Here is a 23,560-nt window from a genome sequence, read left to right as displayed (position 1 = left end):
GGATGAAGCGGGGACTCAGGCGTCCTCGTTCATCAGCTCTTCAAGGGTTGAATCGCTGTTGAGGAGAATCTTGGCAATGTCTTCCTTGCAGAGATTCGTGTGCTCCTGCGAATGCGTTTCTGCAGCCAGGGCATCCTTGTCTCTGAGGGCATCGAATATTGCCCGGTGCTGCTTGATGACCAGTGCCTGTGCGGCCTGATCGTCTGTCACCAGATTGTGCTGATAGATCAGCTGTCCGATGCGCTGATGCTCTGCCAGCAGTCGCAGATAGCTGGCGATCAGGTACTGGTTGTGTGATGCGTTCGCGATTGCATTGTGGAAGTTGTAGTTTTCCCGGTTCATCGCATCGCGGTCTGCAGCGGCTGTTGCCTCTTCAAAGGCTGTCATTGCAGTTTCGATGACGGCAAGATCCTGTTTGGTTCTGCGCTGGGCAGCCAGTCTGATGATGGATCTCTGAATGACAGTATTGGCTTCGAAATAGGCGCGCAGACTGACAAAATCCAGCGGTGCAACGATGGCGCTGCGATTCTTTCTGGTTTGGACCAGCCCCTCGGCGCTCAGGCGAATCAGGGCTTCGCGCACAGGCGTCCTTGAAACACCGTATTCCTTGACGAGCGCCTGTTCCTCGAGATCCTGTCCCGGTAAAAGATCCATGGAAATGATCCGTGTGCGAAGCTCTGCGTAAGGAGTACCTGCTGTCTTGTCTCTGGTCATTATGCGCCTGTAAAAACTGTCCCTGAACATGATTCTGGCAGTGAGCCTATAAAAGTTTGTCGTGAAAGGAAAGCTTTCTGGCTCTTTTGGAATGACAAAATATTCCTGAATGTATACAAATTGTATTATGAGATGGGTGCGATAGAGAGAACTTTTGTTGCACGTGATCAAAACAATAATTCTATGAATGCTTTAAAGGCCGATCATGATCAGACAAGCCAAAAGACTGCCCGCTGACCTCCCTGGCTCAGGTTGGTATGAAATCCTGCCTGAACCCAAAGCCGCAAGGGTCCTGGAAGGAATGCAGACCGCGGACTGGATTATTGTTGGGGCCGGGTTTGCCGGGTTGACGGCTGCAAACCGTCTGGCAGAACTGTGCCCTGATGATTCGATTGTTCTGATTGATGCACAGCGTGTGGGTTTTGGAGCCGCCGGCCGAAACACAGGCTTTATGATCGATCTGCCGCATGATCTGAATTCCGACAGCTATACCAACAAGCGTGAGGAAGACCTCAAGCAGATTCGCCTCAATCGGGCCGCGATTGATTATGCCCGTCAGATGGCAGAAGAGAAGGAACTGGGAGACAGTTTCAATTTCTGCGGAAAATATCATGGTGCAGCTTCTGACAAGGGCGAAAAGCATTTGCAGGATTTTGCCCGTGGTCTGGAATCCATGGGAGAGGATTTTTCGACGCTCACAGCGTCTGAAATGAAGACCCTGACAGGAAGTGATTTCTATACCGGGGGCCTCTTCACGCCCGGAGCTGCCATTATCCAGCCCGCAGCCTACGTCAGAAAGCTGGCTGAGCGTTTGCCGGCCAACGTCACCCTCTATGAAAATTCACCTGTGCGATCCGTACAGCCGGGCAAAAATCCCCTGGTGACGACTGACAGGGGATCCGTGCAGGGAGGCAGGGTTCTCATGACAGTCAATGGCCAGGCTGAATCCTTCGGGTTCTTCAAGGGCAAGTTCCTGCATGTCTTTACCTACGGTTCCATGACGCGCCAGTTGAGCGATGCTGAACAGAAAAGACTGGGAGGAAAGGACGAGTGGGCCCTGATCCCGGCTGATCCGATGGGCTCAACAGTCCGGCGTATTCGGGAGGGGAGGATCGTCGTGCGGAACACCTTTACCTATAACCCGGATATGTCCACCAGCAGGAAGCAGGTTGAGCGCATCGGAAAAGCCCATGACCGGTCATTCCGAAAACGCTTCCCAATGCTGGATGACGTCGGGATGGAACATCGCTGGGGTGGGCATCTTTGCATTTCCCTGAACAACGGGCACGGCTTCGGCCAGTTGGAAGAAGGTATTTATGCCGGCGTTTGCCAGAACGGTATTGGCGTTGCCAAGGGGACCCTGTCCGGCCTGATGCTGGCTGAAGAGGTCGCAGGCGGTAGGCACCCGCTGCTGCCAGACTTCAAATCCTGTGGCCTGCCAAGCTCTTTGCCGCCCCTGACATCTCTGGGAGCGCCGATGGTGATGGCCTGGCGTGAACTCTCTGCCGGGGTGGAGAAATAATACAGTTGATTGTATCGATACGTTTTGTATCCGCACAATATAACTGTTGAGGAGTGTGAATTGGTGTGCTTGGCTGCAGTTCTGGTGTTTTACAGGATTGCAGATTATGCCGATTGATCTTCTTCTGGCGCTTGTCAGCTTCGCTTTTGTGAGCACGATTACGCCCGGCCCCAACAACTTCATGCTCATGACCTCGGGCGCGAACTTCGGTGTGCGCAAAACAATCCCCCATATGCTCGGCATTGCTGCGGGTTTTGCCTTCATGCTCATCATGGTTGGACTTGGCGTTGTGGCAATCTTCGAAGCTTTCCCGCTTGTCTATGACGGCCTTCGCATCGCCTGTCTGATCTACATGCTCTATCTGGCCTGGAAGATTGCAACATCCAGCGGCACAACAAAAGTGGAAGAAAAAGGCAAGCCCATCAGCTTTATGCAGGCTGCCCTTTTCCAGTGGGTCAATCCGAAGGCCTGGGCGATGGCTCTTTCTGCTGTCTCGGTCTATGCACCGGATCAGAGGCCCGAAGCGGTTCTGCTGGTGGCTGCTGTTTTCGTTGTTGTGAACCTGCCGAGTGTCAGCACATGGGCGTGGCTGGGATCAAGAATGAACCGGCTGATCAGCAGGCCATCACATCTCAGGCTGTTCAATTCTGTCATGGCTGTTTTGCTTCTGCTTTCGGTTCTGCCTGCTGTTTTTGAATAAAAAAAGCCCGTGTGCCGGAGCACACGGGGCGAGGGACGCAGGGATCATCACGTCACAGAGTTTTGTCGGGATTGATCTCGTTTTCCCGACGTTTGATGAAGGCAAGGAGGGCTTCATCAATGGCTGGGTCCAGTGCAGGGGCTTCGTAGTCATTGAGAAGCTGCCGCGCTGCGATGGTTGCGCGTTCCGGAGTTTCAATACTCCCTGCCGCTTCCCACTGTTCAAAGGAGTTGTTGTCGAACAGTTTCGGCATGAAGAAGGCACGCTGGAAGTTGTCCTGTGTGTGCTGCTCACCCAGGAAGTGACCAGCCGGACCCACGTTGCGGATTGTGGCAAGGGCTTCTTCGAAATCGTCCCATTTCGGCCCCTCGGCCATGCGATAACCCATGGCGATCTGCTCGGCGTCCACGACAAACTTGGACATGGAAGCGACGAGGCCGCCTTCGTTCCAGCCCGCAGAGTGCCAGACGTAGTTTGCGCCAGCGAGAATGGTGGCCATCATGGTTGTGGCTGATTCATAGCCAGCCTGGGCATCAAAGGATTTTGCGCCACCCAGTGTACAGGACGTGCGCCATGGGACGTTCAGGTAACGGGCGACCTGTCCGACCATGAAGTTCATCAGGCTGATCTCCGGTGTTCCGGCCATCGGGGCGCCGGACTGCATGGAGACTGTGGAGAGGTAGTGACCAAAGATGACTGGCGTTCCCGGGTTCTCCAACTGTGCATAGGCCATACCCGCCATGCCTTCGGCAACGAGCTGCGCAACAGATGGAACGGTTGAGGCCGGTGTGTTCGCCCCGCCCAGGACGAAAGGCGAGCAGAGAACCGGCTGGTTCCAGCGGCCATAGGCGCGCATGGCTCCCAGCATTGATTCATCCCACACCAGCGGGGAGTTACAGTTACAGTTTGCTGTGACAACCGGATGGTCTTTAATGAAGTCTTCACCAAAGAGAATCTTGACCATCTCGATCACATCTTCTGCGTTTTCACCGGTTGTCGACATGCCCATGAAGGTTTTGTCGGAATGCTTCATGGAAGAATAGGTGATGTGCAGATGGCGGTGAGGAATCGCAATGTCCATCGGTTCGCAGATCACGTGGCTGGTCGAATGCAGCGCTGGTGACATGTGAGCCAGCTTGTGGAAGTTGTTGAGGTCCTCGATTTTGGAATAGCGGCGAACGCCGTCCAGATCCTCTACAAATGGTGCCCCGGCCATGGGGACAAAAATGGTGTTGTCGCCACCAACCTTCACGGACAGATCGCGGTTGCGGGCCGTCAGGGTCCAGCCGCTTGGTGCGGTAGACATCAGCTTCCGGACCAGTTCGCGCGGGATACGGACGTTTTCTCCGCGGACGTCCGCGCCTGCTTTCTTCCAGCTTTCCGGTGCAATCGGATCGCGGAAGTCACAGCCCACCTCTTCCAGAATGGCATAGGCTGCATTGATGATCTTCTCGATTCCCTCGGTACTGAGAACCTCCACAGTCGGGATGCCTCTTTTCAGGCCTGGAAGCTGCTCAATCTTGGTCTTGGTTCGGGCTGCGCGGCGCGCGGCGCGCCCGCCAGCCTGTCTGCCGGTGCTAGTGCTCATGGCATCTCTCTCTTGAATTCGAAAAATATACAAAATGTATACAACATTTTTTGAAAGGGATGCAAAAGGATTTTCTTGAAGCGGAGGTCAGCAAAACGTTATCAGGAGGTAACGCATTCGACTGATTGGCAAATCCTTTCACTTGCTAGGGAAAGTGCTTTTTCAGTATTGTGGAGTATTGTTTCAAGGCTTTCAGGAGTTTGCTGTCGCAATGTTTACCCCGTCCCAGACCGGCGAGGAGCGGCCAATATCTTTTGTGCTCTTGCCCGGCTTTTCGATGAACAGCTTCAGTTTTGCTTTGGAGCCGCTGCGTGTTGCCAACAAGGTTGCGCGCAAAAAGCTCTATGATTGCAAGGTCTTCTCGATTGACGGAGAGTCTGTTGAGGCGTCCAACGAGTTGAAGCTGGAGGTTATGGGATCGCTTGAAGAGGCTGGAAAACGGCCTTCAATCATCCTGTGTGGCGGACACAATCTGTCGATGTTTGACTCCGGCGCGCTTCTGGCATGGCTCCGTCAGATCGGGCGGCAGGACAAGGTGATCGGCGCGCTCTATACGGCATCCCACTTTCTGGCTGCTGCGGGTCTTATGGATCGATCCCGCTGTGCCGTGCACTGGGAATATCTGACAGCCTTCAATGAGACCTTCCCTGAGATCGAAACATCCAATGAGCTTTTCGAGGCCGAAGGCAAGCGTCTGACCTGTGTGGGTGGGACGGCCGGTCTGGATATGATGCTCAACATCATCGCCGAGGAGCACGGTTTTGATCTGGCCCGTATGGTGGCTGATCAGTTTGTGCATGAACGGATCCGGGATCGCCGGGAATTCCAGTATTTCGGGCTGTCGGCGCGCTATGCCATCCAGGACCAGCGCTTGCTGAAAGTGATTCAGGCGATGGAAGAAAATCTGGAAGAGCCTCTGGACCTGTCGGAACTGGCGAAGGTTTCCGGTACATCCCGTCGTCAGCTCGAGCGTATGTTCGCAAAGCAGTTCAACAAGTCTCCGGCGCGCTATTACACGGAACTGCGTCTGTACAGAAGCCGACAACTGATCATGCAGACCCGTATGCGCATTATCGATATCGCTGTGGCCTGCGGGTTCAACTCTTCTGCCCACTTCTCCAGAAGTTACAGAAACTTCTTCGGCTGTACGCCCTTGTCTGAACGGAAACTGCCAGCCGAACGCGACGAGGATGATGTTATTGTCGAGACGGGTGACGCCTTCGAATAGGCAGATCGCTTGTGCCGGAAAGGAAAGGGGCCCTGTTCAGGACGGGGCCTTTTCTGTTTCGATTTCAGATTTTATCCGCCTGCTCAATATGCCGTACCGCGGAGCCAGCAGCATCGTTACAAATTGCAGGACAAAGGCTACGACAGCGATCATGCCGGCAGCGTTGAGGGCGAAGTCGGTTCCGAGAACCAGAGGGCCGAAAGCAGCGAGACCATATCCCAGAATGGCTGAAAGACCGGCATAGAGTGCCGAGAGCCAGAGCTGGCTCGAGAGCCTGTCTGTCAGCATACGCGCCGCAGAGGGCGGGCAGATGAACATGGCAATTGCAAGGATGGCTCCGACAGCCCCGAAGGCTGAAACGGCAGCGAGGGCTGTTGCAATGACAAGCCCGAAAGACATGATGCGGGCGGAAAATCCCAGGGATGTGGCCAGCAGGGGATCAAAGGTCGAGAGTTTCAGTTCTTTGAAGAAAACACTGACAAAGGCAACCACACAGATCAGCGCAATGGAAAGCTGCTGTAGTCTGAGCGGCATGGTTTCCCAGCCCCGGGCTGACCAGAGATCACTCCATTTTTCGAGGCCGAGCCAGAGGGTGCTTTCGAGATTTCCATACAGGGCGTGCTCAACATCCAGATGAACGCCTGAAGATCCGGTCTGTTCCAGCATGACGACACCCAGCGCAAACATGGAGGTAAAAACGACACCCATGGCTGCACCGGTTTCGATCTTGCCAAGGACGCGAATTAACTCGATCAGAAGAACAGAAATCACTGCAGCCCCCAGTGCGCCCAGTGTCATGGGGATTGCAGCCAGAGTGCCGGACAGCAGAAAGCCCGCAACAATGCCCGGCAGGACGACGTGGCTGATCGCATCGCCAATCAGGCTTTGCTTGCGCAACACCAGAAAGGAACCGGGAATTGCACAGACAATGGCCGCAAAGACAGCGACGAGCAGGGCAGGGAGATCAATCTGGAGGAAATCGATCAGGGGAATATCCAGAACAGAAAAGTCCATCAGTTTTCCTCCTGCAGGGAAGCGAGGTAATGATGACCTTCTCTGGTGATTTCCATTGAAAGGGGAGCAACCAGTCCCCTGCTTCTCAGCTGATAGAGTCCGATTGCCTTTGTGAGGCTGTCAGGAACGGGTTCTCCCTTGTTCAGTTCGGACAGAACCTGATCAGAGCAAAGTCTGATTCGGAAAGCTGTGAAGCGAAGAGCTGCTGCCAGAACACCGTTTTGCGGGGCAAAAACCAGTGACAGCACGAAGAATGAACTGGCCGTCAAAACAATGGTTGCCCCGGATGGAATGTCGGGAGCCAGGGCTGAAAGGGCCGCGCCCAGATAGCAGGACAGAGCCCCGAAGAGACTTGAAAGTATGAGCATTGTGCTCAAACGGTCACTCCAGAAGCGTGCTGCAACGGGGGGAATGATCACCAGGGCAATCACAAGAATGAGGCCGACAGACTTCAGGCCGATGACCATGACTGTCAGCAGAAGTCCCATCATGATGAGGTCAATGCGTTTGACGGACCAGCCAAGCGCCTGAGCAAAGCCTGCATCAAAGCAGACCAAAGCCATTTCCTTGCGAAAGGCCAGTGCAAGGATGGACAAAAGCAGGGCAATCACTGCGATAAGCTCGGCCTCTGAACGAAGCATGCTGGCTGTTGAGCCCAGAAGAAAATCCTCCAGACCTGCCTGGCTTCCGTTTTTGAGAGTTTGCACATAACTCAGCAGGACGACACCAAGACCGAAGAAGGAACTCAGAACTGTGCCAATCGCTGAATCCTCGGGCAGGCGGGTGTTGTCCCTGATCCATTGAACCATGAGGACGCCAAGCAGGCCTGAAACAGCCGAGCCAATCAGGAGGAAAGGCAAGGATTTTCCATCAAATCCAAGGGCAATGGCAACAAGGAAACCCAGTACGAGACCCGGAAGGGTTGCGTGGCTGACGGCATCTGCGATCAGGGCCCGCTTGCGCAGCAGTGAAAAGCTGCCGACCAGACCGGATACGGCCCCCAGAAGGGCTGAGCCGATCAGGACAAGGGAGGTGTTGTAACCGCCTTGCAGGCCCAGAATCCCCAAAAGGTCCTGAAACAGTTTGAACTGGAGGTCTGTCATTGCAACGCGATTCCGTCGCGACCGGACTGGCGGGAGAGAATGGCCTGCAACTCTGCCTCGGGGAGGCGTCCGCCATAGGCTTTTTGAAGGTTCTCCATCGTGAAGACTTCTTTGATCGGACCCGAGGCAATGTCTGTCACGCGCATGATAAAGGCGTTGTCAAAATAATCGGGCGCGGTTTGCAGATCATGGTGCACGCAAAGGACGGTTTTCCCCTGTGCCTTGAGTTTTTTCAGCGTTGTAATAATGGCGCGCTCGGTTGCGGCATCAACACCGGCGAAGGGTTCATCCATGATATAGAGTTCGGCATTCTGGGCCAGAGCACGGGCAAGGAAGACGCGTTGCTGCTGACCGCCGGACAGCTGCCCGATCTGGCGATCAGCGAACTCGGCCATGCCAACCTCTTCCAGCCAGTGACGGGCTGTGTCCAGGTGATGTTTGCGGACCGGCTTGATCCATCCAATCCTGCCATAGAGACCCATGGCGACGACATCCAGTGCTGAGGCCGGGAAATCCCAGTCGACCGAGCCGCGCTGGGGCACATAGGCAATCAAATGGCGTTGGCGGTCAAGGGCCTTGCCAAAAACGCTGACCCGTCCTCCCAGTTTGGGAACAAGACCCAGAGCGGCCTTGATAAAGGTGGATTTTCCTGCGCCGTTCGGGCCGATTACGGCTGTCAGGCGCTGGGGCTGGAGTTCGAGATTCAGATCACGAACAACGGCCTTGTTGTGATAGGCGACGTTCATGCCCTGAATGGCAAAGGGAGAGGCTGTTGACCGGGAAGCTTTCTCGCCAGTGCTGACAGCAAGGGCGCAGTCCTTGAAAAAAGCAGGAAGATTCCTGAGGCGGTCAGAAAATCTCGACATGGGTCAGTTCTCCGTTGCGAATTCCCGGGCAAGCTCGATTTCCTGGGCCGGTGCTACGGTCAGCTTGCCCTGCATTCCCTTTGCCGGGGCTTCCCCACCAAGCGCGCGGGTGATAACTGTCGCGTTGTGATCCAGCATGCCGATATAGGTGCCTTCATAGGTGCCGTGCGCTCCCATCGCATCGGAAAAAAGTGTGCCGCCAATACGGACAGTGTGTCCCCGTGCTGCGGCCCCTTCAATCAGGGCTTTCAGATTGCGGTCTGCTACGGAACTTTCAACAAAAACGGCCTGGATTTTCCGTTCAACCAGAAGATCGACCATGTCCTCGATGCGTTTCAGGCCGGCTTCACTGGCCGTGCTGAGCCCCTGAATGCCGAGCACTTCAAAACCATAGGCATCACCAAAGTAGTTGAAGGCATCGTGTGCCGAAATAACCACGCGGCTGTTTTCGGGAACTGTTGCCAGAACGGTTTCCACATAGTTTTGCAGACTGTTCAGCTGTTTGATGTAGGGTTGGGAATTGGCCTCAATTGCCGATTCGAGCGATGGGAAGGTGTCAAGCAGGCTCTTGCGGGCCCTTTTCGTGACGGCTGTCCATTTGCTGACATCCATCCAGATGTGCGGATCAAACTTGTCCGAATAGTCCGCTGAAGCCAGAAGCAGCTGGGGATTGACGGCCTCGCCGAGGGCGAGAACGGGCTTGTCTTCTCCCATTCTGTGCAGGGCATCTTCCATTTGGGCTTCAAGATAGAGACCATTGTAAAGGACCAGATCCGCGCGGGTTAAACGGGCAATGTCCTTTCTGTTCATTCTGTAGCTGTGCGGATCAACACCTTCTCCCATCAGGCTTGACACCTCTGCACTGTCACCTGTGAGGTTTTTCACAACATCTGCAATCTGTGCGATGGTCGCCACAACGGTTGGACGATCCTCTGTGGCATGGACGGGTGCTGTCATCGCGGCAGACAGGAAGACTGTGGCGGCAAGGGCTCTTTTGAACTGTGCCGGAAGGTTCAGTTTTTCAAACATGGGGCGGGACCGGTTTCTTCTATTCAAAGTCAGTTTTCATACGCAGCTGTAGAACGTATGGATTGCTTCGAAATGTAGCCTTGGCTACAAAAGGTGTCAATGGCACATTTTTGTGAACATGGCTTTTAATGCTTTCTTGCGTCCCCCGTGCCCCTTCGTTAATTTGGGGCACAGTCAAGAATTCAGGAAACGTCATCAGTATGGAAGATCAGCAGGACCGCCGCATTCTGGAAGATGCAGAGCTTCAGGCCGCAAAGTTCGAGCGGGTCCGCGAAGCACACAAGACAGAGGTGGCAGAAGATTATGTTGAGCTTATTGATGACCTGATCAAAGCCAATGGCGAGGCGCGTGTTGTCGAAATTGCCGGGCGCATGGGCGTCAGCCATGCCACTGTGAACAAAATCATCGCGCGGCTTCAGCGTGAAGGCCTGGTGATTTCCCGGCCGTACCGGTCAATCTTTCTGACGGATGAGGGGCAGGCCATGGCTGACGAGGCCCGTCATCGCCACGAGATTGTTGTCCGGTTTCTCAAGGCTGCCGGTGTGAGTGATGAAACGGCTGAAATGGATGCTGAAGGTCTGGAGCATCACGTCAGTGAAGAGACACTGAAGGCTCTTGAAGCGCTTACTCTGCGTATAGAGCAGGACTGAAGTCATTTTTTTCTTTAAATTCAGTCAATGAGGGCTTGATTCCGACCCTGCTTTACGCCATTTGCTTTGAAGAAGCCGACCAAATTGATGGGATTAATCTGTGTCGGTCAAGAAAGCCTTTGTTCCAGCTGACAATCGGGCTATCTTGCATTCAGTTTAATGGTTGCGGCCTGATCGGGCTGACAGCTTTTCCTTACGACTTCCAGATACGGGATACGGACCAATGGCTCTTGAACTTCCTGCCCTTCCTTATGCGTACGATTCGCTGAACCCTTACATGTCTGCTGAAACTCTCGAGTTTCACCACGACAAGCACCACAATGCCTACGTTGTGAACGGAAACAAACTGCTGGAAGGCACTGATCTGGAAGGTCAGTCCATGGAAGCAATCATCAAGGCAACATACAACGATGCGGCCCGTGCTGGTATCTTCAACAACGTTTCCCAGCACTGGAACCACATCGAGTTCTGGCAGATGATGTCCCCGAATGGTGGCGGCAGCATTCCCGGCGAACTGGAAAAGAAACTGGTTGAGGACTTCGGCTCTGTTGATGCTTTCAAGCAGGAATTCATCAACGCCGGTGTGACCCAGTTCGGTTCTGGCTGGTGCTGGCTGGTTCTCGGCCAGGATGGAAAGCTGAAGGTTACGAAAACACCAAACGGTGTGAACCCGATCTGTTTTGATGAGCACGCCCTGCTGGGTTGTGACGTTTGGGAACACTCCTACTACATCGATTATCGCAATGCGCGTCCTGACTACGTGACGGCCTTTGTGAACAATCTCGTGAACTGGGAATATGTTGCGGAGCGTTTTTCCAACGCCGGTTAAGTTTTGCTGACGGTATTTCACCGCAGAAGATCAGAAAAAGGGGCTCTGTCAGACTGAACGGTTTAACAGGGCCCCTTTTTTGCGTCACGAGATTGCCACAGGTTTGACGGATGGTTATAAAGGCCAATCTGGTGACGTGCGTTTTGTGCAGGCATGGTCTGGTTGGGGATTGGCTCTGTCTGTCTTGTTTTATGATTATTAATCAGGGGTTCAGGCCTGTGGCTATCCGTTTCTCTGTCTCGTCCGTTTTGACTGCTCTTGCCTCTGTGGCTTTTGTTTCATTTGGAGCAGTTGTTTCCGATTCTGTTCAGGTCGCCAATGCGCAGGCTGTAACCTTGCCGGCATCTTCAAGTGACGCTGCCGTTGCAGGTTCGCGGGATGTGACCCTTTTTGACGGGGAGAATCAGGATGGTCAGGCCAGACGCTGGTCCTTGCCGGCGGGTCAGCCCTATCGTTTTGTTCCCGATCTCGGACCGGGTTTGAACAGTGCTGTCTCGTCACTGAAGGTTGGTGGTGAAATTGGTGTTATCCTGTTTGGACAGCCGCAGTTTGGAAACGTGGACAGCCAGTGTGCTCCTGTTATCGGCGATGGGAAGAGCACCCGGGCTTTCTGGCTTGGCGCAACGGCTGATTTTCTTCCGGACAATCCGCAAACCGGATCGCATCCGGTCTCTGCACAGGCCCCCCAGAATGATTTTTACCAGTCGATGATCCTGTTTCAGAGGGACATGGGGCCTCCTCCCGGAGCGCTTTTTCTGCAAAGGCTTAACAGTTACAGTCAGGGGTGTCGGTCTGCCCTGGATCGTCTGAACTATCAGCGCCTCTTCGTTCCGGCCTGGGATCAGGGCGCAACGGCTTCCTGTCGCAATCTGGTTGGACCTTCCAGTTATGGCGGCACAGATACGGTTCTGAAATTCAATGCAGCAGAACGCCTGTATGTTATGGGACCAGGCAAGTTTGATCGTGGTTATCTGCCGATCAAGCATGATGTGAGTGTAACGATTTACAAGCAGCTCGATTGTCAGGGAAATGGCGTGACACTTCCGCGTCCGGGCACATCTCTCGACAGCTTTAACCTGAATGATTACGGACTGGGACGCACTGCGCGTTCTGTCAAGGTGCGCTATTTGTCCGGTCCGGCTGCTTCCTACACGCAAAGTGTTGCTGTCCAGCCAAGAGCACAGGATTTTCAGGTTCAGCCCAAAGTTGTTGAAACAGCTCCCCTGCCGGAAACCGTTGAAGAACAGGCAGTAAGCGCTTTGGCAACAGCTGTGGAAAATCAGGTTGCCCCGGTTGATACAGCAGCCACAGGAACTGCGCCGGTTCCGGTTCAGCCAGCAGAAGCGCTTCCGGAGGTTACCGGAGAACTTCAGGCTCCTCCTGCTGTGTCTTCCCCGGCACGTTCCGTTGCTGTGCAGCCATCAAACGAAGCTGTCACATTGCCGCAAAGAGCGCCAGCTTCTGTTGAAGCCCCGACTGCGTCTGGAACTGCAGAGGCAGCTTCTGTTGCCCCATCAGCGCCAGCTTCGGCAGCAGTTGTCGTGCCTGCAGAGCCGGTTCAGGTCCCGGCTGCTGTTGTACAGCAGTCTCCTGCAGTTCCTGCCAATACAGCAAATCTTGCAGCCCTTTACGAATCTGCCGGCATCTTCCCGGCCGGAGATGATTCCATCATTCCGAAACCCGAGCCCGTTCCGGAAGCAGCGCTGCGTCCTCGCAGCAGTGCGTCGACTTCAACAAGCAACGAGCTTTTCACGCCGTCCTATCAGCTCTTCTCTCCTGATACGGAAGGGCAGGTTTCATCTGTGCAGCCTCTTGATGAAAGCCCTGCACCTTCGTCTGCGCCGGTTACGCTGGCCCCTGTCACTCTGCCTTCAAGTCCGGCTGCTCCTTCCCAGTCAGTCACTCTGCCGTCAGAGGCTGCGCAGGCCGTTGAAGAAGAGGAGATTGCGAATGATCCGGACAGTTTCGAAAATCCGGTCGTTGGCAGCTTCCGTCTGAACTATTGCCGTCTGCCGGGTGAGGACTGCGGCAAGCCTGCTGCTGTAGAATGGTGTCAGGCCAAGGGTTATCAAACGGCAACGCGATGGGCGCTGGATCGCAATATTGGCGCTCTGTTCCCGACGGCGAACATCGGGGATGGCACGGTTTGCAGTTCGTTCCAGTGTAGCGGCTTCCGTTACGTCAGTTGCGGCGGTTAGTTACCTTCAGGGTTTCTGGTTGAGACAGTTCCAGAGACTTTCAAGCAGAGCAGCATGGAAGGCCTCGGCATCGGGGCCTTCATCGTTTTTACTGCTGTAAAGGCCCAGCTGCTCGCGCAGGAAAATAAAGAAGCCTGCGCGGGGTATGGCTGGCTCTGTCCGGCTGACGGCCAGAATGGCAAGTGAAGGCCAGTTGCCAGCCTCGTGATCCTCCCTGAGAATCTCCTCAAGCAGGTGTGTGAGCTTGTGAATAATCTGTGGACCAGGGATTTCTGCGGCTATGGCCAGCTGTCTGTAACTCGCTGTTTCCCGCTTTTCTGCCAAATTCTGAAGCGCCAGCCGTATTTTGTTTTTGAAGTGCTCTTCTGACTGGTGTTCGTTCATAATTTTGTTCCGGTATTTCTCAGATATCTTGAATTTTTAGAGTGTTCGGGATACCACTGGGAGAACGAAAAAAGAAGAAACATCTTAAGAGACATTGGTTCGCACCAGGACGTTTCCCCCTTACAAGCACACTCCGAAAGAGAAGACGAGGACACTGAAATCATGAATGCCTTCCAAACTATTGACGATCTGGACCTTTCCGGGAAACGGGTTCTGGTCCGTGTTGATTTCAATGTTCCAATGAAAGATGGCGAGATCACGGACAACAGCCGGATTGTGCGTGCGGTGCCAACGATCCGCGACCTTCAGGCAAAGGGTGCAAGGGTTGTTCTGATGGCGCACTTTGGACGTCCGAAAGGCAAGGTTGTCCCGGAAATGAGTCTTGCTCCGGTTGTTGCCGGGGTATCCGGGGCGCTTGATGGAGATACCGTTCACTTTTCTCCGGATACAATCGGTCCGAATGCAGCGGCTGTGATCGAGGCTGTAGAACCCGGAGAGGTCGTCCTGCTGGAGAATCTCCGCTTCCATGCGGGTGAGGAAGCCAACGAGGCCGGTTTTGTCAGTGCGCTTGCAGAGCTGGGTGATGTCTATGTTAACGACGCTTTTTCTGCGGCACACCGGGCGCATGCCTCAACAGAAGGACTGGCGAAGGCTCTCCCGGCCGCTGCGGGTCGTCTGATGCAAACCGAGCTGGAACATCTGGAGCAGGCCCTGGGCCAACCCAAACGTCCTGTAGCTGCATTGGTCGGCGGTGCGAAAGTCTCCACGAAACTCGATCTGATCGGGAATCTGATTGACCGTGTAGACCTCCTGGTGATTGGTGGCGGCATGGCCAATACCTTCCTCAATGCCCAGGGTCTTTCTGTTGGCCGTTCGCTCTGTGAGCACGAAATGGCTGATACCGCGCGCGACATTCTTGCCAAGGCAAAGGCGGCCGGATGCGATGTTATCCTGCCGAGTGATGTCGTTGTGGCTGAGACACTGGCTGAAGGCGTGACGACGGCTGTTGTGGATGTGTCCTCTGTGCCCGGGGATCAGATGATCCTTGATGCGGGGAGCCAGTCTGCGGAAGAGATCAAATCCCGCCTGATGACATGCAGGACACTGGTCTGGAATGGTCCTCTCGGCTGTTTCGAGACAGAGCCGTTTGACCGGGCGACCAATGAAGTGGCGCGTTTTGCTGCAGAGCAGACGAAAAAAGGTGAGCTGCTGACTGTTGCTGGCGGAGGCGACACGGTTTCCGCGCTGTCCCATGCGGGTGTTTCAGGCGATTTTTCCTATATCTCGACAGCGGGTGGAGCCTTTCTGGAGTGGCTTGAAGGAAAAACGCTACCAGGTGTTAAGGCTTTGATGAAATAATAAGGCCCTGCCGCTTTTCGATTTCGGTAAAAGGACAGAAGAGTCATGCCCCGGTCAGACACTGCAAAAAAACTGTTGGATCTCGCACGCAATCTTACGCAGAAGCGCGGTTTCAACGGTTTCAGTTTTCACACGCTTGCCGATGGCCTCGGGATTAAAACCGCTTCTGTCCATTACCATTTCCCGACCAAGGGACATTTGGCAAAGGCCATGATGGACGACTATCTGGTCGACTTTAAAGAGGCGCTTGAGAAGCTGGATCGGGACTATCCGGAGAATCCGGCTGAACGATTGAAGGCCTATCTCAATAACTTTTCAGGCCTGATCGAAGATGAGCATTTTTGCCTGTGTGGTATGTTGACCGCGGAGTGTGACAGTCTGGAAGAAGATACGCTTTGTTCTCTGGAAACATTCTACAAGCTCAATCAGAAATGGCTTCAGGAGCTTTTAAGGGAAGGGGCCGAAACCGGAGCATTCAAGTTTAATCTGAAACCGGAATGTATGGCGGCAATTATCTTCTCGGGCATTGAAGGGGGGTTGCTGATCTATCGGAAGAACGATCCCGCTCGTTTCAAGGCGCACTGTGTCTCCATGCTGGAGCTTGTCAGAGCAGGGTAATCAACTGATATCAAAGGTGACGGGTTCCTGTTTCTTTCAGGTTCACGTCTTTGTGATTTTGTTATCTATCTATTAGTAGGTATATTTGTTGTGAAGCAAGGAAGAGACAGGGTTTGAAAGGTGTCGCTACTTTGGAGCCCTGAGTGCCGGAAGCAATCCGTCCCTTTTTGTACTGGTGCAGTGATCGAATTAGAGGTCTGAGATTACGCTCTTCCTGCTTTTACCTTTAATTGGGTCTGAGTGCCCTTAATGACATGGAGAGCAACATGTTCAAGACGTTTGTAAAGGCAGCTTCCGCTGCATTTGTTGGTGTTATCGCACTGGGTACCGTTGCAGCGAAAGCTACAGAGACCCTGATTACTGGCGCTTCCGGTTATGACCTGGTTGCATATTTCACCGAAGATCGTGCTGTAGAAGGCAGCACTGCTCACACTGCCATTCATGAAGGCGTGACTTATCTCTTCTCCAAGGCAGAACACAAGGATGCCTTTGAAGCGGATCCTGCAAAATATCTGCCTGCCTATGGTGGTTATTGCGCATTTGGCGCTGCTGTTGGCAAGAAATTCCCGATTGATCCACACGCGTTCAAGGTTGTCGACGGCAAGCTTTACCTGAACAACAACAAAAAGGTTCAGGACCGTTGGCTCACTGACATCGCCGGTTACATCAAACTTGGTGATGACAACTGGGAAAACATCAAAAATGTTCCGGCTGGCGAACTCTAAGACCTAAAAGTCTCCCCCTGCTTTTCCCGGGAACTATCCCCCACCCGCAGTACCGGGAAGAGACACAGGACCCTGATCCTCACCAAAGGATCAGGGTCTTGTTATTTGGGCGTTAGGTCGATTTCCCTTAAGCTGTTCAAAACTGTGAAAGGGACAGGATTATGCTGAAAATTCTGGGAACTGTGTTTCTTTTCGTCTCCATCCTTGCCGGAACGGCATCGGCAAAGGAGGCTGTGCTGGCGATTGAGGGGTATGATCCTGTTGCCTATTTCACGCAGGACAGCGCTGTTGAAGGCAGCGAGGCTCATGAGGTTCTTCATGATGGAAAACTGTACCGCTTTGCCTCGGAGGAACACCGGAAGCTCTTTGAGGCCGAACCTTCGCGGTATCTTCCTGAATATGGAGGTTTCTGCTCCTATGGCGTATCCCAGGGATACAAGGTCCCGGTCGATCCTCATGCGTTCAGTGTTGTTGACGGGAAACTTTATCTGAACTTCAGCAAGGGCGTCCGTGCGCGATGGTCGAAGGATATCGCAGGCTACATTGCACAGGCGAACGAAAACTGGGGCAATATAGGTGCCCACCTGCGCTGCTATGAGAGCGCGGCCTGTTAATTCCGTTCAAGCCCCATCAGGGAGCGGGCGAAGTCCTGCGGTTCGAAAGCGCGGAGATCATCTGCGCCTTCGCCAACGCCGATTGCATGAACAGGAAGCTTGTACTTTTCTGCGAGGGCGACGAGCACGCCTCCTCTGGCAGAGCCGTCCAGTTTGGTGAGAACAAGTCCGCTCAGATCAACAAGTTCCTTGAAGGTTCCAACCTGTGACAGGGCGTTCTGTCCGGTGGTTGCATCAAGCGTCAGGATAATGTCGTGCGGGGCATCGGGATCGAGCTTCCGGATGACGCGGACAACCTTCTTGAGCTCGTCCATCAGATCCGATTTGTTGTGGAGGCGTCCTGCTGTATCAATCAGAAGGAGGTCGCAGTTTGCCTTTCTCGCACGTTCGATGGCTTCGTAGGCAAGGCCGGCAGCATCAGCACCCGGATCCTTTGCAATAACTTCGCAGCCTGTGCGTTCTCCCCAGATCTGGAGCTGTTCAATGGCAGCGGCGCGGAAAGTGTCTCCCGCTGCCAGCATGACCTTGTGCCCTTCAGCTGTGAAACGGGTTGCCAGCTTGCCGATTGTGGTCGTTTTTCCGGTCCCGTTTACACCGACCATCAGAACAATGTGCGGTCTGTGTTCCTTGCGAACCTCAAGTGGCTGCGCAACGGATTGGAGGACCTCGGTGATATCGGCGGCCATGGCTTCCCGGACTTCAACAGGATCGACGTCCTTGTTGAATCGGGTTTTGGCCAGATTGCCTGTCAGACGCATGGCTGTTGGAAGGCCGAGATCGGACGTGATGAGGAGTTCCTCCAGCTCTTCAAGAGCCTCGTCATCAAGTTTCCGCCTAGTGAAGATGCCGGTGATGCCATCCCCGATCTTGCTGGATGAACGCGAGAGTCCGGCTTTCAGGCGTGAAAACCAACCTTTTTTCTCGTTCTCGCTCATGATGATTCTCTCCGGGGGCTCGTCTGATCGGGTTCTGAAATCTGTTGTTTGTAGTTGTAAACTTTGGGGCCTGAAAGGCAAACAGAACTTTTGGTTTCAGGAGAACAAATTGACGTCGGGACAGCGCTTTGCAAGTGCGTCATAAAGTTTCCTTCTTTGCCTGTGACAGGAGGTTAATGATCAACTTCATTAATAGGGAAGTTCTGGAATGAAGAAGCTTCTTTCGCTGGCAGGTTTGTCTTTGTCACTGTTTGTTTTTGCTTCGGGGCATGCCCGGGGGGCGGAGCAACTGAGCTGTGAGGATCTCTACGATGTCACAGAACTGTTGCAGGCTGCGGCAGATGATCTGGATTCTGCTTTTTATATTTCCAATGCTGATGATGAAGCTCTGGAGTTTGTATCGGATATTGCTCTTCTCGCAGCAGAGGCAGAAGGCAATCGTCGACTGATCAGGCTTGCTGACGAGCTGGAAGAGGCCTGGATCAGTGAAGATGCGGATCTTTACATCGATGCTGCCGATGAACTGGCTTACGAATTTGATCGCATTTACCGTCGGGAGTGCTGATCGCAGCTGCTGTCCGGGAAGGCAGTGGTCCTGTCTGTTTCAGGCTGAAGGATTTCGCAGGGCCGTCAGCTTGCCGTCTTTGAAGCCTGTAACGCGAGCAGAGACGATTGTGCCCCGCAGTTTTTCTGTTTCCTCGCAGTCTTCAACTGCAATCGGTGCGTAGTGCTGACAGCGCCCGAAATTGCCCTTTTCCATCAACACCTCGACATCCTTGCCGATCAGGCTTTGGTAAAAGCGGTTTTCCGCTTCCTGTCCGGCTTCGCGGAGGCTGGCGGCGCGGGCCTTGCGGGTCGGGCCGGGAACCTGTGGCATTTTGGCTGCAGGCGTGCCCGGGCGGGGAGAGTAGGGGAAGACGTGCAGATAGGTCAGATCCAGATCGCGCACAAGATTCAGGGAATTCCGGAACATTGTGTCATCTTCTGTCGGAAAGCCTGCGATGATGTCCGCGCCAAAGACCACATCGGGGCGCAGGGCGCGTGCACGCCTGACCATGGTTTCGACATCGTTGCGAAGGTGCCGCCGCTTCATCCGTTTGAGCACCATGTCATCTCCGGCCTGCAGGGAGATGTGAAGATGAGGCATCAACCGGGGTTCTTCAGCAAGCAGCTGATAGACGTCCTCGTCGATTTCTACAGGATCAATTGAAGACAGGCGCAGACGCGGCAACTCCGGGACAAGTGCGAGGACCCTGCGGGTCATTTGGCCAAGTGTTGGGGTGCCGGGCAGATCGAGCCCGTAATCCGTGATATCTACGCCCGTGAAAACCACTTCCTGAACACCGTTGCTGACCAGTTCGCGTACCTGTTCCGTAATGGCTCCAATGGGAACAGAACGGTTGTTGCCACGTCCGTAGGGGATGATGCAAAAGGTGCAGCGGTGATTGCAGCCCTGCTGAATCTGGACAAAAGCGCGGGTGTGTTCCTCGAAGCCGTGCACCAGATGTGCCGCGGTTTCCTCGATTTCCATGATGTCATTTACTGCAACACGTGCTGTCTCGTGAATACCGAAGCTCTCTGCCTTCAGTTTTTCCTCGTTGCCGAGGACACGATCAACTTCATCCATTGAAGCAAAGCTGTCCGGATTGATCTGCGCAGCGCAGCCCGTGACAATGATTCTGGCATCCGGATTGTCGCGGCGCGCCTTGCGGATGGATTGTCGTGCCTGACGCTCGGCCTCTGCTGTAACGGCACAGGTGTTGAAGATGATTGTGTTTTCCAGACCGGCATCGCGCGCGTGTTGGCGCATGACCTCTGACTCATAGGTGTTGAGGCGGCATCCAAAGGTCACAATTTCTGTTTCAGACTTGGGGTCTGTCATGGCAGAGGCCTGCTGGCTTTGTTCGAATGCGTTGGAAAGGGCGCTCATCTTTCGCGCGGTTGAGCGCTTTATGAACCAGATTGTCTGAGCTGTCCAGTCAGACAAGGCGATAGCGGCGATGCATTCCCTGCAGGGCTGGGCGCTTTCAGACCAGCAGGGAAGGATCCAGTTCTCCCTTGAAGGCGGTGGCCACAGGACCTGTCATAATGACATGCCCGTCTTCGCGCCATTCGATATGCAGGGGGCCGCCATCAAGATGTATCGTGGTCTTGCGTCCTGTTAAACCGCGGCGTGCGGCGGCTACGCCGGTTGCGCAGGCACCGGTACCGCAGGCAGATGTGATGCCGGCACCACGTTCGAAAACACGCAGGCGCAACGTATTTTCGGCGGTAATTCCTGCGACGTTGATATTGGCCCGTTCGGGGAAAAGAGGGTGGTGTTCCAGCTGGGCTCCCAGTGTCTGCAGATCAAGGGCATCCGGATCCTCGACGAAGAAAACGGCATGGGGGTTGCCCATGTTGACACCAACCGGATTGCTGAGGGGCGGCAGCTCGATTCCCATGTTCAGGGTATCCCGTTCTTCAGAAAGGGGAATCTCTTTCCACTCCAGCCTTGCTGGTCCCATGTTCACAGACACAAGCTGATTTTCTGCCTGTGTGGCGTGCAGCAGGCCGGCATTGGTCTGAATGGTGATCCGGCCGCTTTGCAGTTCCGCCATGACCACGGCAGCAACGCAGCGTGTGGCATTGCCGCAGGCGTCAACCTGTGAGCCGTCGTTGTTGTAGATGCGCATGAAAACATCGGCTTCGGCATTGACGGGGGGCTCAATCAGAATCAGCTGGTCACAGCCGACCCCGAAGCGTCGGTCAGCAATACGCTTCGCCCGTTCCTCGTTCATCACAAGATCGGGGAGCTTGCGCAAATCCATCACAACGAAGTCGTTGCCGAGGCCGTGCATTTTGCTGAACGGGATTGCTGAAGGGCTCATGAGGTTTCCTGTCGAAGGCTTTGGGTCTTTCTGATGCGAAAGATAGGAAGAAAAGTGGCTCTCGTCCAGTCGTGAAGCAGGCCATGTGTTCCCTGCAGGGGTGATCCTGCATGAAAGCTCTTCCAAATGGGTGTATGTTGGTGTAGAGCAAGGTCAATGCAGTGTGGGTCAATTGGTGGTCCACCCCGGTCGCAGCCTACCCGGATAAAACAAGGATACGACAATGAAGACACTCGTCGTCTGCTCTGGCGGACTTGACTCCGTGACCCTGGCTTACAAGGTTGCGAAGGAAAATACCCTGACGCGATTGTTGTCCTTTGACTATGGACAGCGTCACAGGAAAGAACTGGATTCTGCTGCACATTGTGCCCGGGCACTGGGTGTGCCGTACTCCGTTATTGATATCTCTCATGTTGGTTCGCTTCTGTCCGGCTCTGCCCTGACGGACGATGTTGATGTGCCCGATGGTCACTATGCGGAAGACAACATGAAGGCGACCGTTGTGCCGAACCGCAATGCCATCATGCTGGCAATTGCCTTCGGTGTGGCAGCTGCAGACGGATCTGAAGCCGTCGCAACAGCTGTTCATGGCGGGGATCATTTTATCTACCCCGACTGTCGCCCGGACTTTGTTGAATCCTTTGAAACCATGCAGCGCCATGCCCTTGAAGGCTATGCGGATATCAGGCTTTACACACCCTATGTTCATGTACCCAAGAGTGCGATTGCCGCTGAGGGTTTGAAGCTCGGTGTTCCCTATGCGGAAACCTGGTCCTGCTACAAGGGAGGCGACCTGCATTGCGGGCGCTGTGGAACCTGCGTGGAACGCCGGGAAGCGTTTGAACTGGCCGGTGGTGAAGATCCGACAGTCTATGCCGACCCGGACTTCTGGAAGGAAGCCGTTCGTCAGGCAGAGGTCGAGGGAACGAAACCCGGGGCGGGGAGGGACTGAATTATGTATCGCATTACCAAGCAGTTCGCGTTTTCAGCCTCGCACCAGCTTCTGCGGGTTCCGGAAGGACATCCCTGTTCTCGTTTGCATGGGCACAACTATATCGTGGAGGTCGAACTGATAGGGGAAGAGCTGAATTCCGCCGGGTTTGTCCGCGATTATCTGGAGCTGGCAGAACTGAAGAGCTACATTGATGACGAACTGGATCACAGGCATCTGAACGATGTGCTGGGTGATGACATGGTCACGGCTGAAAAGATGGCAAAGCACCTCTATGACTGGGCTGTTGCACGGTGGCCAGAGGTTTCTGCCATGCGCGTCAGTGAGACACCGAAAACCTGGGCAGAATATCGTCCGACACCTGCTGCGGGATGAGCCATGTCGGAAGCAACCGCGCCTTTGCTGTCTTCTCGCCTGATCAGGGTGAACGAAATCTTTGGTCCGACCATTCAGGGTGAAGGGGCCCTGATCGGGGAGCCGACTGTTTTTGTGCGGACCGGGGGCTGTGATTACCGGTGCAGCTGGTGTGACACACTCCATGCAGTGGACAACAGCTTCCGTCATGAATGGCATCCCATGAGTGTTGAGACCATTCTTGATGATGTCAGCCGTTTGTCCGGGGGGAAGCCTCTGTTGATCACCCTGTCCGGAGGCAATCCGGCCATTCAGCCTCTGGAAGACCTGATCCGCGAGGGCCATGACAAAGGGTTCCGTTTCGGAATGGAGACACAGGGCTCTGTTGTTAAAGAGTGGTTCGGTTTGCTGGATGTTCTGACCTTGAGTCCCAAGCCACCGTCATCGGAAATGGAAACAGACTGGCACAAGCTTGATGAGGCCTTCCGTGCGACAGCTGCCTTTCCGGAAGTGGAAACGCAGGTTTGCCTGAAGGTCGTGGTTTTTGATGAGGCGGATTATCTCTATGCGCGCGAGGTTGCGTCCCGTTATCCGGGGGTTCCCTTTGTTTTGCAGCCGGGGAACCATACGCCGCCTGAAGCCTCGGGCGAGGAGGAGACTGTCGACATCCGGGGAATTATGGAGCGCATGCGCTGGCTGATTGACCGGGCGCAGGCTGATCATTGGTATGAAGCGCGTGTTCTGCCCCAGCTTCATGTGCTGATCTGGGGCAATGAGCGCGGTGTTTAAGTGATATCCGAACAAGACGGAAACGGGATAGGAACTGTCATGAACGAAGAGAATATTTATGCGGATCTCAAACAGCTTGGTGGAGCAACGGTGCTGCCGGATCATCCGGACAAGGCTGAACTGGAACGGGTGAAGAACCCGCAGGCTGATGCACCCTACATGATCCGTTTTACCGCGCCGGAATTTACATCGCTGTGTCCGATGACAGCCCAGCCGGATTTTGCTCATCTGGTTATCGACTATGTGCCGGATCAGTGGCTTGTTGAAAGCAAATCCCTCAAGCTTTTCCTGGGAGCCTTCCGCAACCACGGCGCCTTTCACGAGGATTGCACAGTGTCTATCGGGCGCCGTCTTCAGGAATTTCTGGAGCCGAAATGGATCCGGATCGGCGGTTACTGGTATCCGCGTGGCGGAATTCCGATTGATGTCTTTTATCAAAGCGGTCCGGCGCCGGAAGGTGTCTGGATCCCTGATCAGGGTGTCCCGGGCTATCGCGGTCGCGGTTGACGGACGGATTGA

At 54.4% G+C, this 23,560-nt stretch carries 25 protein-coding genes; 15 read left to right on the top strand and 10 right to left on the bottom strand.

Translation table 11 applies throughout. The features are described from left to right. Positions 1–15: 15 nt before the first annotated feature. Positions 16–714, bottom strand: a complete 699-nt coding sequence (locus tag AAAH10_RS03745) for a GntR family transcriptional regulator (protein WP_343560657.1) — start codon at positions 712–714, stop codon at positions 16–18. 301 nt (positions 715–1,015) lie between these two features. Between AAAH10_RS03745 and AAAH10_RS03740 the strand changes: the two genes are divergently transcribed. Together AAAH10_RS03740 and AAAH10_RS03735 are read left to right on the top strand one after the other, a co-directional pair. Continuing rightward, positions 1,016–2,236, top strand: a complete 1,221-nt coding sequence (locus AAAH10_RS03740) for an NAD(P)/FAD-dependent oxidoreductase (protein WP_343560654.1) — start codon at positions 1,016–1,018, stop codon at positions 2,234–2,236. 106 nt (positions 2,237–2,342) lie between these two features. After that, positions 2,343–2,936 carry a LysE family translocator gene (locus tag AAAH10_RS03735; RefSeq protein WP_343560652.1) on the top strand — a complete coding sequence of 198 codons (594 nt, stop codon included), beginning with the start codon at positions 2,343–2,345 and terminating at the stop codon, positions 2,934–2,936. A 52-nt stretch (positions 2,937–2,988) separates the two neighbouring features. On the opposite strand, the gene AAAH10_RS03730 is transcribed toward AAAH10_RS03735, so the two are convergent. Further along, complete coding sequence (locus tag AAAH10_RS03730) at positions 2,989–4,524, bottom strand: trimethylamine methyltransferase family protein (RefSeq protein ID WP_343560651.1); 1,536 nt, start codon at positions 4,522–4,524, stop codon at positions 2,989–2,991. Positions 4,525–4,801: 277 nt separating this feature from the next. Between AAAH10_RS03730 and AAAH10_RS03725 the strand changes: the two genes are divergently transcribed. After that, positions 4,802–5,752 carry a GlxA family transcriptional regulator gene (locus AAAH10_RS03725; RefSeq protein WP_343560650.1) on the top strand — a complete coding sequence of 317 codons (951 nt, stop codon included), beginning with the start codon at positions 4,802–4,804 and terminating at the stop codon, positions 5,750–5,752. Between the two features lie 36 nt (positions 5,753–5,788). On the opposite strand, the gene AAAH10_RS03720 is transcribed toward AAAH10_RS03725, so the two are convergent. The 4 genes from AAAH10_RS03720 to AAAH10_RS03705 are packed head-to-tail and all read right to left on the bottom strand — an operon-like array spanning position 5,789 to position 9,764. Further along, positions 5,789–6,766 (bottom strand): metal ABC transporter permease, encoded by a 978-nt coding sequence (locus AAAH10_RS03720; protein ID WP_343560648.1) that lies wholly within the window; start codon positions 6,764–6,766, stop codon positions 5,789–5,791. Beyond that, positions 6,766–7,869: a metal ABC transporter permease gene (locus AAAH10_RS03715; RefSeq protein WP_343560647.1), complete on the bottom strand. Its 1,104-nt coding sequence runs from the start codon at positions 7,867–7,869 to the stop codon at positions 6,766–6,768. Before AAAH10_RS03715 ends, AAAH10_RS03720 begins: the two co-directional genes overlap by 1 nt. Further along, positions 7,866–8,735, bottom strand: coding sequence for a metal ABC transporter ATP-binding protein (locus AAAH10_RS03710; protein ID WP_343560646.1), 870 nt, complete (start codon positions 8,733–8,735; stop codon positions 7,866–7,868). The genes AAAH10_RS03715 and AAAH10_RS03710 overlap by 4 nt, the downstream gene beginning before the upstream one ends. Positions 8,736–8,738: 3 nt before the next feature. Next, on the bottom strand, positions 8,739–9,764 hold the full coding sequence (locus tag AAAH10_RS03705) for a metal ABC transporter solute-binding protein, Zn/Mn family (protein ID WP_343560645.1): 1,026 nt from the start codon (positions 9,762–9,764) through the stop codon (positions 8,739–8,741). 200 nt (positions 9,765–9,964) lie between these two features. Between AAAH10_RS03705 and mntR the strand changes: the two genes are divergently transcribed. The 3 genes from mntR to AAAH10_RS03690 all read left to right on the top strand — a co-directional run bounded on the left by mntR (position 9,965) and on the right by AAAH10_RS03690 (position 13,441). Continuing rightward, entirely contained in the window at positions 9,965–10,414 is a 450-nt protein-coding gene (mntR, locus tag AAAH10_RS03700) for a manganese-binding transcriptional regulator MntR (protein ID WP_343560643.1), read from the top strand. A 223-nt stretch (positions 10,415–10,637) separates the two neighbouring features. Continuing rightward, positions 10,638–11,243, top strand: coding sequence for a superoxide dismutase (locus tag AAAH10_RS03695; RefSeq protein ID WP_343560641.1), 606 nt, complete (start codon positions 10,638–10,640; stop codon positions 11,241–11,243). A 218-nt stretch (positions 11,244–11,461) separates the two neighbouring features. Next, the gene (locus AAAH10_RS03690; RefSeq protein ID WP_343560639.1) at positions 11,462–13,441 is read left to right on the top strand and encodes a hypothetical protein; all 1,980 of its coding nucleotides are present in this window, start codon (positions 11,462–11,464) and stop codon (positions 13,439–13,441) included. A 6-nt stretch (positions 13,442–13,447) separates the two neighbouring features. On the opposite strand, the gene AAAH10_RS03685 is transcribed toward AAAH10_RS03690, so the two are convergent. Then, positions 13,448–13,825 carry a hypothetical protein gene (locus tag AAAH10_RS03685; protein ID WP_343560637.1) on the bottom strand — a complete coding sequence of 126 codons (378 nt, stop codon included), beginning with the start codon at positions 13,823–13,825 and terminating at the stop codon, positions 13,448–13,450. 162 nt (positions 13,826–13,987) lie between these two features. Here AAAH10_RS03685 and AAAH10_RS03680 point away from each other — a divergent pair, with 162 nt between their 5' ends. The 4 genes from AAAH10_RS03680 (at position 13,988) to AAAH10_RS03665 (ending at position 17,141) form a co-directional block, all read left to right on the top strand. Beyond that, a complete protein-coding gene (locus AAAH10_RS03680) occupies positions 13,988–15,184 on the top strand; it encodes a phosphoglycerate kinase (protein ID WP_343560635.1) in 1,197 nt (398 codons plus the stop codon). A 45-nt stretch (positions 15,185–15,229) separates the two neighbouring features. Next, on the top strand, positions 15,230–15,802 hold the full coding sequence (locus AAAH10_RS03675; protein WP_343560633.1) for a TetR/AcrR family transcriptional regulator: 573 nt from the start codon (positions 15,230–15,232) through the stop codon (positions 15,800–15,802). Between the two features lie 266 nt (positions 15,803–16,068). Then, the gene (locus AAAH10_RS03670) at positions 16,069–16,527 is read left to right on the top strand and encodes a YHS domain-containing (seleno)protein (RefSeq protein ID WP_343560631.1); all 459 of its coding nucleotides are present in this window, start codon (positions 16,069–16,071) and stop codon (positions 16,525–16,527) included. A gap of 161 nt (positions 16,528–16,688) precedes the next feature. Further along, positions 16,689–17,141 carry a YHS domain-containing (seleno)protein gene (locus AAAH10_RS03665; RefSeq protein WP_343560629.1) on the top strand — a complete coding sequence of 151 codons (453 nt, stop codon included), beginning with the start codon at positions 16,689–16,691 and terminating at the stop codon, positions 17,139–17,141. On the opposite strand, the gene ftsY is transcribed toward AAAH10_RS03665, so the two are convergent. Continuing rightward, on the bottom strand, positions 17,138–18,076 hold the full coding sequence (gene ftsY, locus AAAH10_RS03660; RefSeq protein WP_343560627.1) for a signal recognition particle-docking protein FtsY: 939 nt from the start codon (positions 18,074–18,076) through the stop codon (positions 17,138–17,140). The genes AAAH10_RS03665 and ftsY overlap by 4 nt on opposite strands. A 208-nt stretch (positions 18,077–18,284) precedes the next feature. On the opposite strand from ftsY, the gene AAAH10_RS03655 reads away from it, so the two are divergent. After that, positions 18,285–18,641 (top strand): hypothetical protein, encoded by a 357-nt coding sequence (locus tag AAAH10_RS03655; RefSeq protein WP_343560625.1) that lies wholly within the window; start codon positions 18,285–18,287, stop codon positions 18,639–18,641. 39 nt (positions 18,642–18,680) lie between these two features. Here the strand turns inward: AAAH10_RS03655 and mtaB are convergent, their stop codons facing one another. Beyond that, positions 18,681–19,958 carry a tRNA (N(6)-L-threonylcarbamoyladenosine(37)-C(2))-methylthiotransferase MtaB gene (mtaB, locus tag AAAH10_RS03650; protein ID WP_343561336.1) on the bottom strand — a complete coding sequence of 426 codons (1,278 nt, stop codon included), beginning with the start codon at positions 19,956–19,958 and terminating at the stop codon, positions 18,681–18,683. 145 nt (positions 19,959–20,103) lie between these two features. Continuing rightward, positions 20,104–20,946, bottom strand: a complete 843-nt coding sequence (dapF, locus tag AAAH10_RS03645) for a diaminopimelate epimerase (RefSeq protein WP_343560623.1) — start codon at positions 20,944–20,946, stop codon at positions 20,104–20,106. 223 nt (positions 20,947–21,169) lie between these two features. Between dapF and queC the strand changes: the two genes are divergently transcribed. The 4 genes from queC to queF are packed head-to-tail and all read left to right on the top strand — an operon-like array spanning position 21,170 to position 23,548. After that, entirely contained in the window at positions 21,170–21,898 is a 729-nt protein-coding gene (gene queC / locus AAAH10_RS03640) for a 7-cyano-7-deazaguanine synthase QueC (protein WP_343560622.1), read from the top strand. A gap of 3 nt (positions 21,899–21,901) precedes the next feature. Further along, complete coding sequence (gene queD, locus AAAH10_RS03635) at positions 21,902–22,273, top strand: 6-carboxytetrahydropterin synthase QueD (protein WP_343560621.1); 372 nt, start codon at positions 21,902–21,904, stop codon at positions 22,271–22,273. Positions 22,274–22,276: 3 nt separating this feature from the next. Further along, complete coding sequence (gene queE / locus AAAH10_RS03630; RefSeq protein WP_343560619.1) at positions 22,277–23,041, top strand: 7-carboxy-7-deazaguanine synthase QueE; 765 nt, start codon at positions 22,277–22,279, stop codon at positions 23,039–23,041. A 39-nt stretch (positions 23,042–23,080) separates the two neighbouring features. Continuing rightward, positions 23,081–23,548, top strand: coding sequence for a preQ(1) synthase (gene queF, locus AAAH10_RS03625; RefSeq protein ID WP_343560617.1), 468 nt, complete (start codon positions 23,081–23,083; stop codon positions 23,546–23,548). Positions 23,549–23,560: the final 12 nt, after the last annotated feature.

The organism is Carbonatibacter coralli, assembly GCF_039592655.1.
Taxonomy (GTDB): Bacteria; Pseudomonadota; Alphaproteobacteria; order Kiloniellales; family Kiloniellaceae; genus Carbonatibacter; species Carbonatibacter coralli.
Note: the sequence above shows the minus strand (reverse complement) of the source record. Positions and strands in the feature narration are given on the sequence as shown.

Bases quoted from the DNA above. Each gene is read 5' to 3' on its own strand.
- AAAH10_RS03745 (WP_343560657.1), bottom strand. From the start codon at position 714: ATGACCAGAGACAAGACAGCAGGTACTCCTTACGCAGAGCTTCGCACA.
- AAAH10_RS03740 (WP_343560654.1), top strand. From the start codon at position 1,016: ATGCAGACCGCGGACTGGATTATTGTTGGGGCCGGGTTTGCCGGGTTG.
- AAAH10_RS03735 (WP_343560652.1), top strand. From the start codon at position 2,343: ATGCCGATTGATCTTCTTCTGGCGCTTGTCAGCTTCGCTTTTGTGAGC.
- AAAH10_RS03730 (WP_343560651.1), bottom strand. From the start codon at position 4,524: ATGAGCACTAGCACCGGCAGACAGGCTGGCGGGCGCGCCGCGCGCCGC.
- AAAH10_RS03725 (WP_343560650.1), top strand. From the start codon at position 4,802: ATGAACAGCTTCAGTTTTGCTTTGGAGCCGCTGCGTGTTGCCAACAAG.
- AAAH10_RS03720 (WP_343560648.1), bottom strand. From the start codon at position 6,766: ATGGACTTTTCTGTTCTGGATATTCCCCTGATCGATTTCCTCCAGATT.
- AAAH10_RS03715 (WP_343560647.1), bottom strand. From the start codon at position 7,869: ATGACAGACCTCCAGTTCAAACTGTTTCAGGACCTTTTGGGGATTCTG.
- AAAH10_RS03710 (WP_343560646.1), bottom strand. From the start codon at position 8,735: ATGTCGAGATTTTCTGACCGCCTCAGGAATCTTCCTGCTTTTTTCAAG.
- AAAH10_RS03705 (WP_343560645.1), bottom strand. From the start codon at position 9,764: ATGTTTGAAAAACTGAACCTTCCGGCACAGTTCAAAAGAGCCCTTGCC.
- mntR (WP_343560643.1), top strand. From the start codon at position 9,965: ATGGAAGATCAGCAGGACCGCCGCATTCTGGAAGATGCAGAGCTTCAG.
- AAAH10_RS03695 (WP_343560641.1), top strand. From the start codon at position 10,638: ATGGCTCTTGAACTTCCTGCCCTTCCTTATGCGTACGATTCGCTGAAC.
- AAAH10_RS03685 (WP_343560637.1), bottom strand. From the start codon at position 13,825: ATGAACGAACACCAGTCAGAAGAGCACTTCAAAAACAAAATACGGCTG.
- AAAH10_RS03680 (WP_343560635.1), top strand. From the start codon at position 13,988: ATGAATGCCTTCCAAACTATTGACGATCTGGACCTTTCCGGGAAACGG.
- AAAH10_RS03675 (WP_343560633.1), top strand. From the start codon at position 15,230: ATGCCCCGGTCAGACACTGCAAAAAAACTGTTGGATCTCGCACGCAAT.
- AAAH10_RS03670 (WP_343560631.1), top strand. From the start codon at position 16,069: ATGTTCAAGACGTTTGTAAAGGCAGCTTCCGCTGCATTTGTTGGTGTT.
- AAAH10_RS03665 (WP_343560629.1), top strand. From the start codon at position 16,689: ATGCTGAAAATTCTGGGAACTGTGTTTCTTTTCGTCTCCATCCTTGCC.
- ftsY (WP_343560627.1), bottom strand. From the start codon at position 18,076: ATGAGCGAGAACGAGAAAAAAGGTTGGTTTTCACGCCTGAAAGCCGGA.
- AAAH10_RS03655 (WP_343560625.1), top strand. From the start codon at position 18,285: ATGAAGAAGCTTCTTTCGCTGGCAGGTTTGTCTTTGTCACTGTTTGTT.
- mtaB (WP_343561336.1), bottom strand. From the start codon at position 19,958: ATGACAGACCCCAAGTCTGAAACAGAAATTGTGACCTTTGGATGCCGC.
- dapF (WP_343560623.1), bottom strand. From the start codon at position 20,946: ATGAGCCCTTCAGCAATCCCGTTCAGCAAAATGCACGGCCTCGGCAAC.
- queC (WP_343560622.1), top strand. From the start codon at position 21,170: ATGAAGACACTCGTCGTCTGCTCTGGCGGACTTGACTCCGTGACCCTG.
- queD (WP_343560621.1), top strand. From the start codon at position 21,902: ATGTATCGCATTACCAAGCAGTTCGCGTTTTCAGCCTCGCACCAGCTT.
- queE (WP_343560619.1), top strand. From the start codon at position 22,277: ATGTCGGAAGCAACCGCGCCTTTGCTGTCTTCTCGCCTGATCAGGGTG.
- queF (WP_343560617.1), top strand. From the start codon at position 23,081: ATGAACGAAGAGAATATTTATGCGGATCTCAAACAGCTTGGTGGAGCA.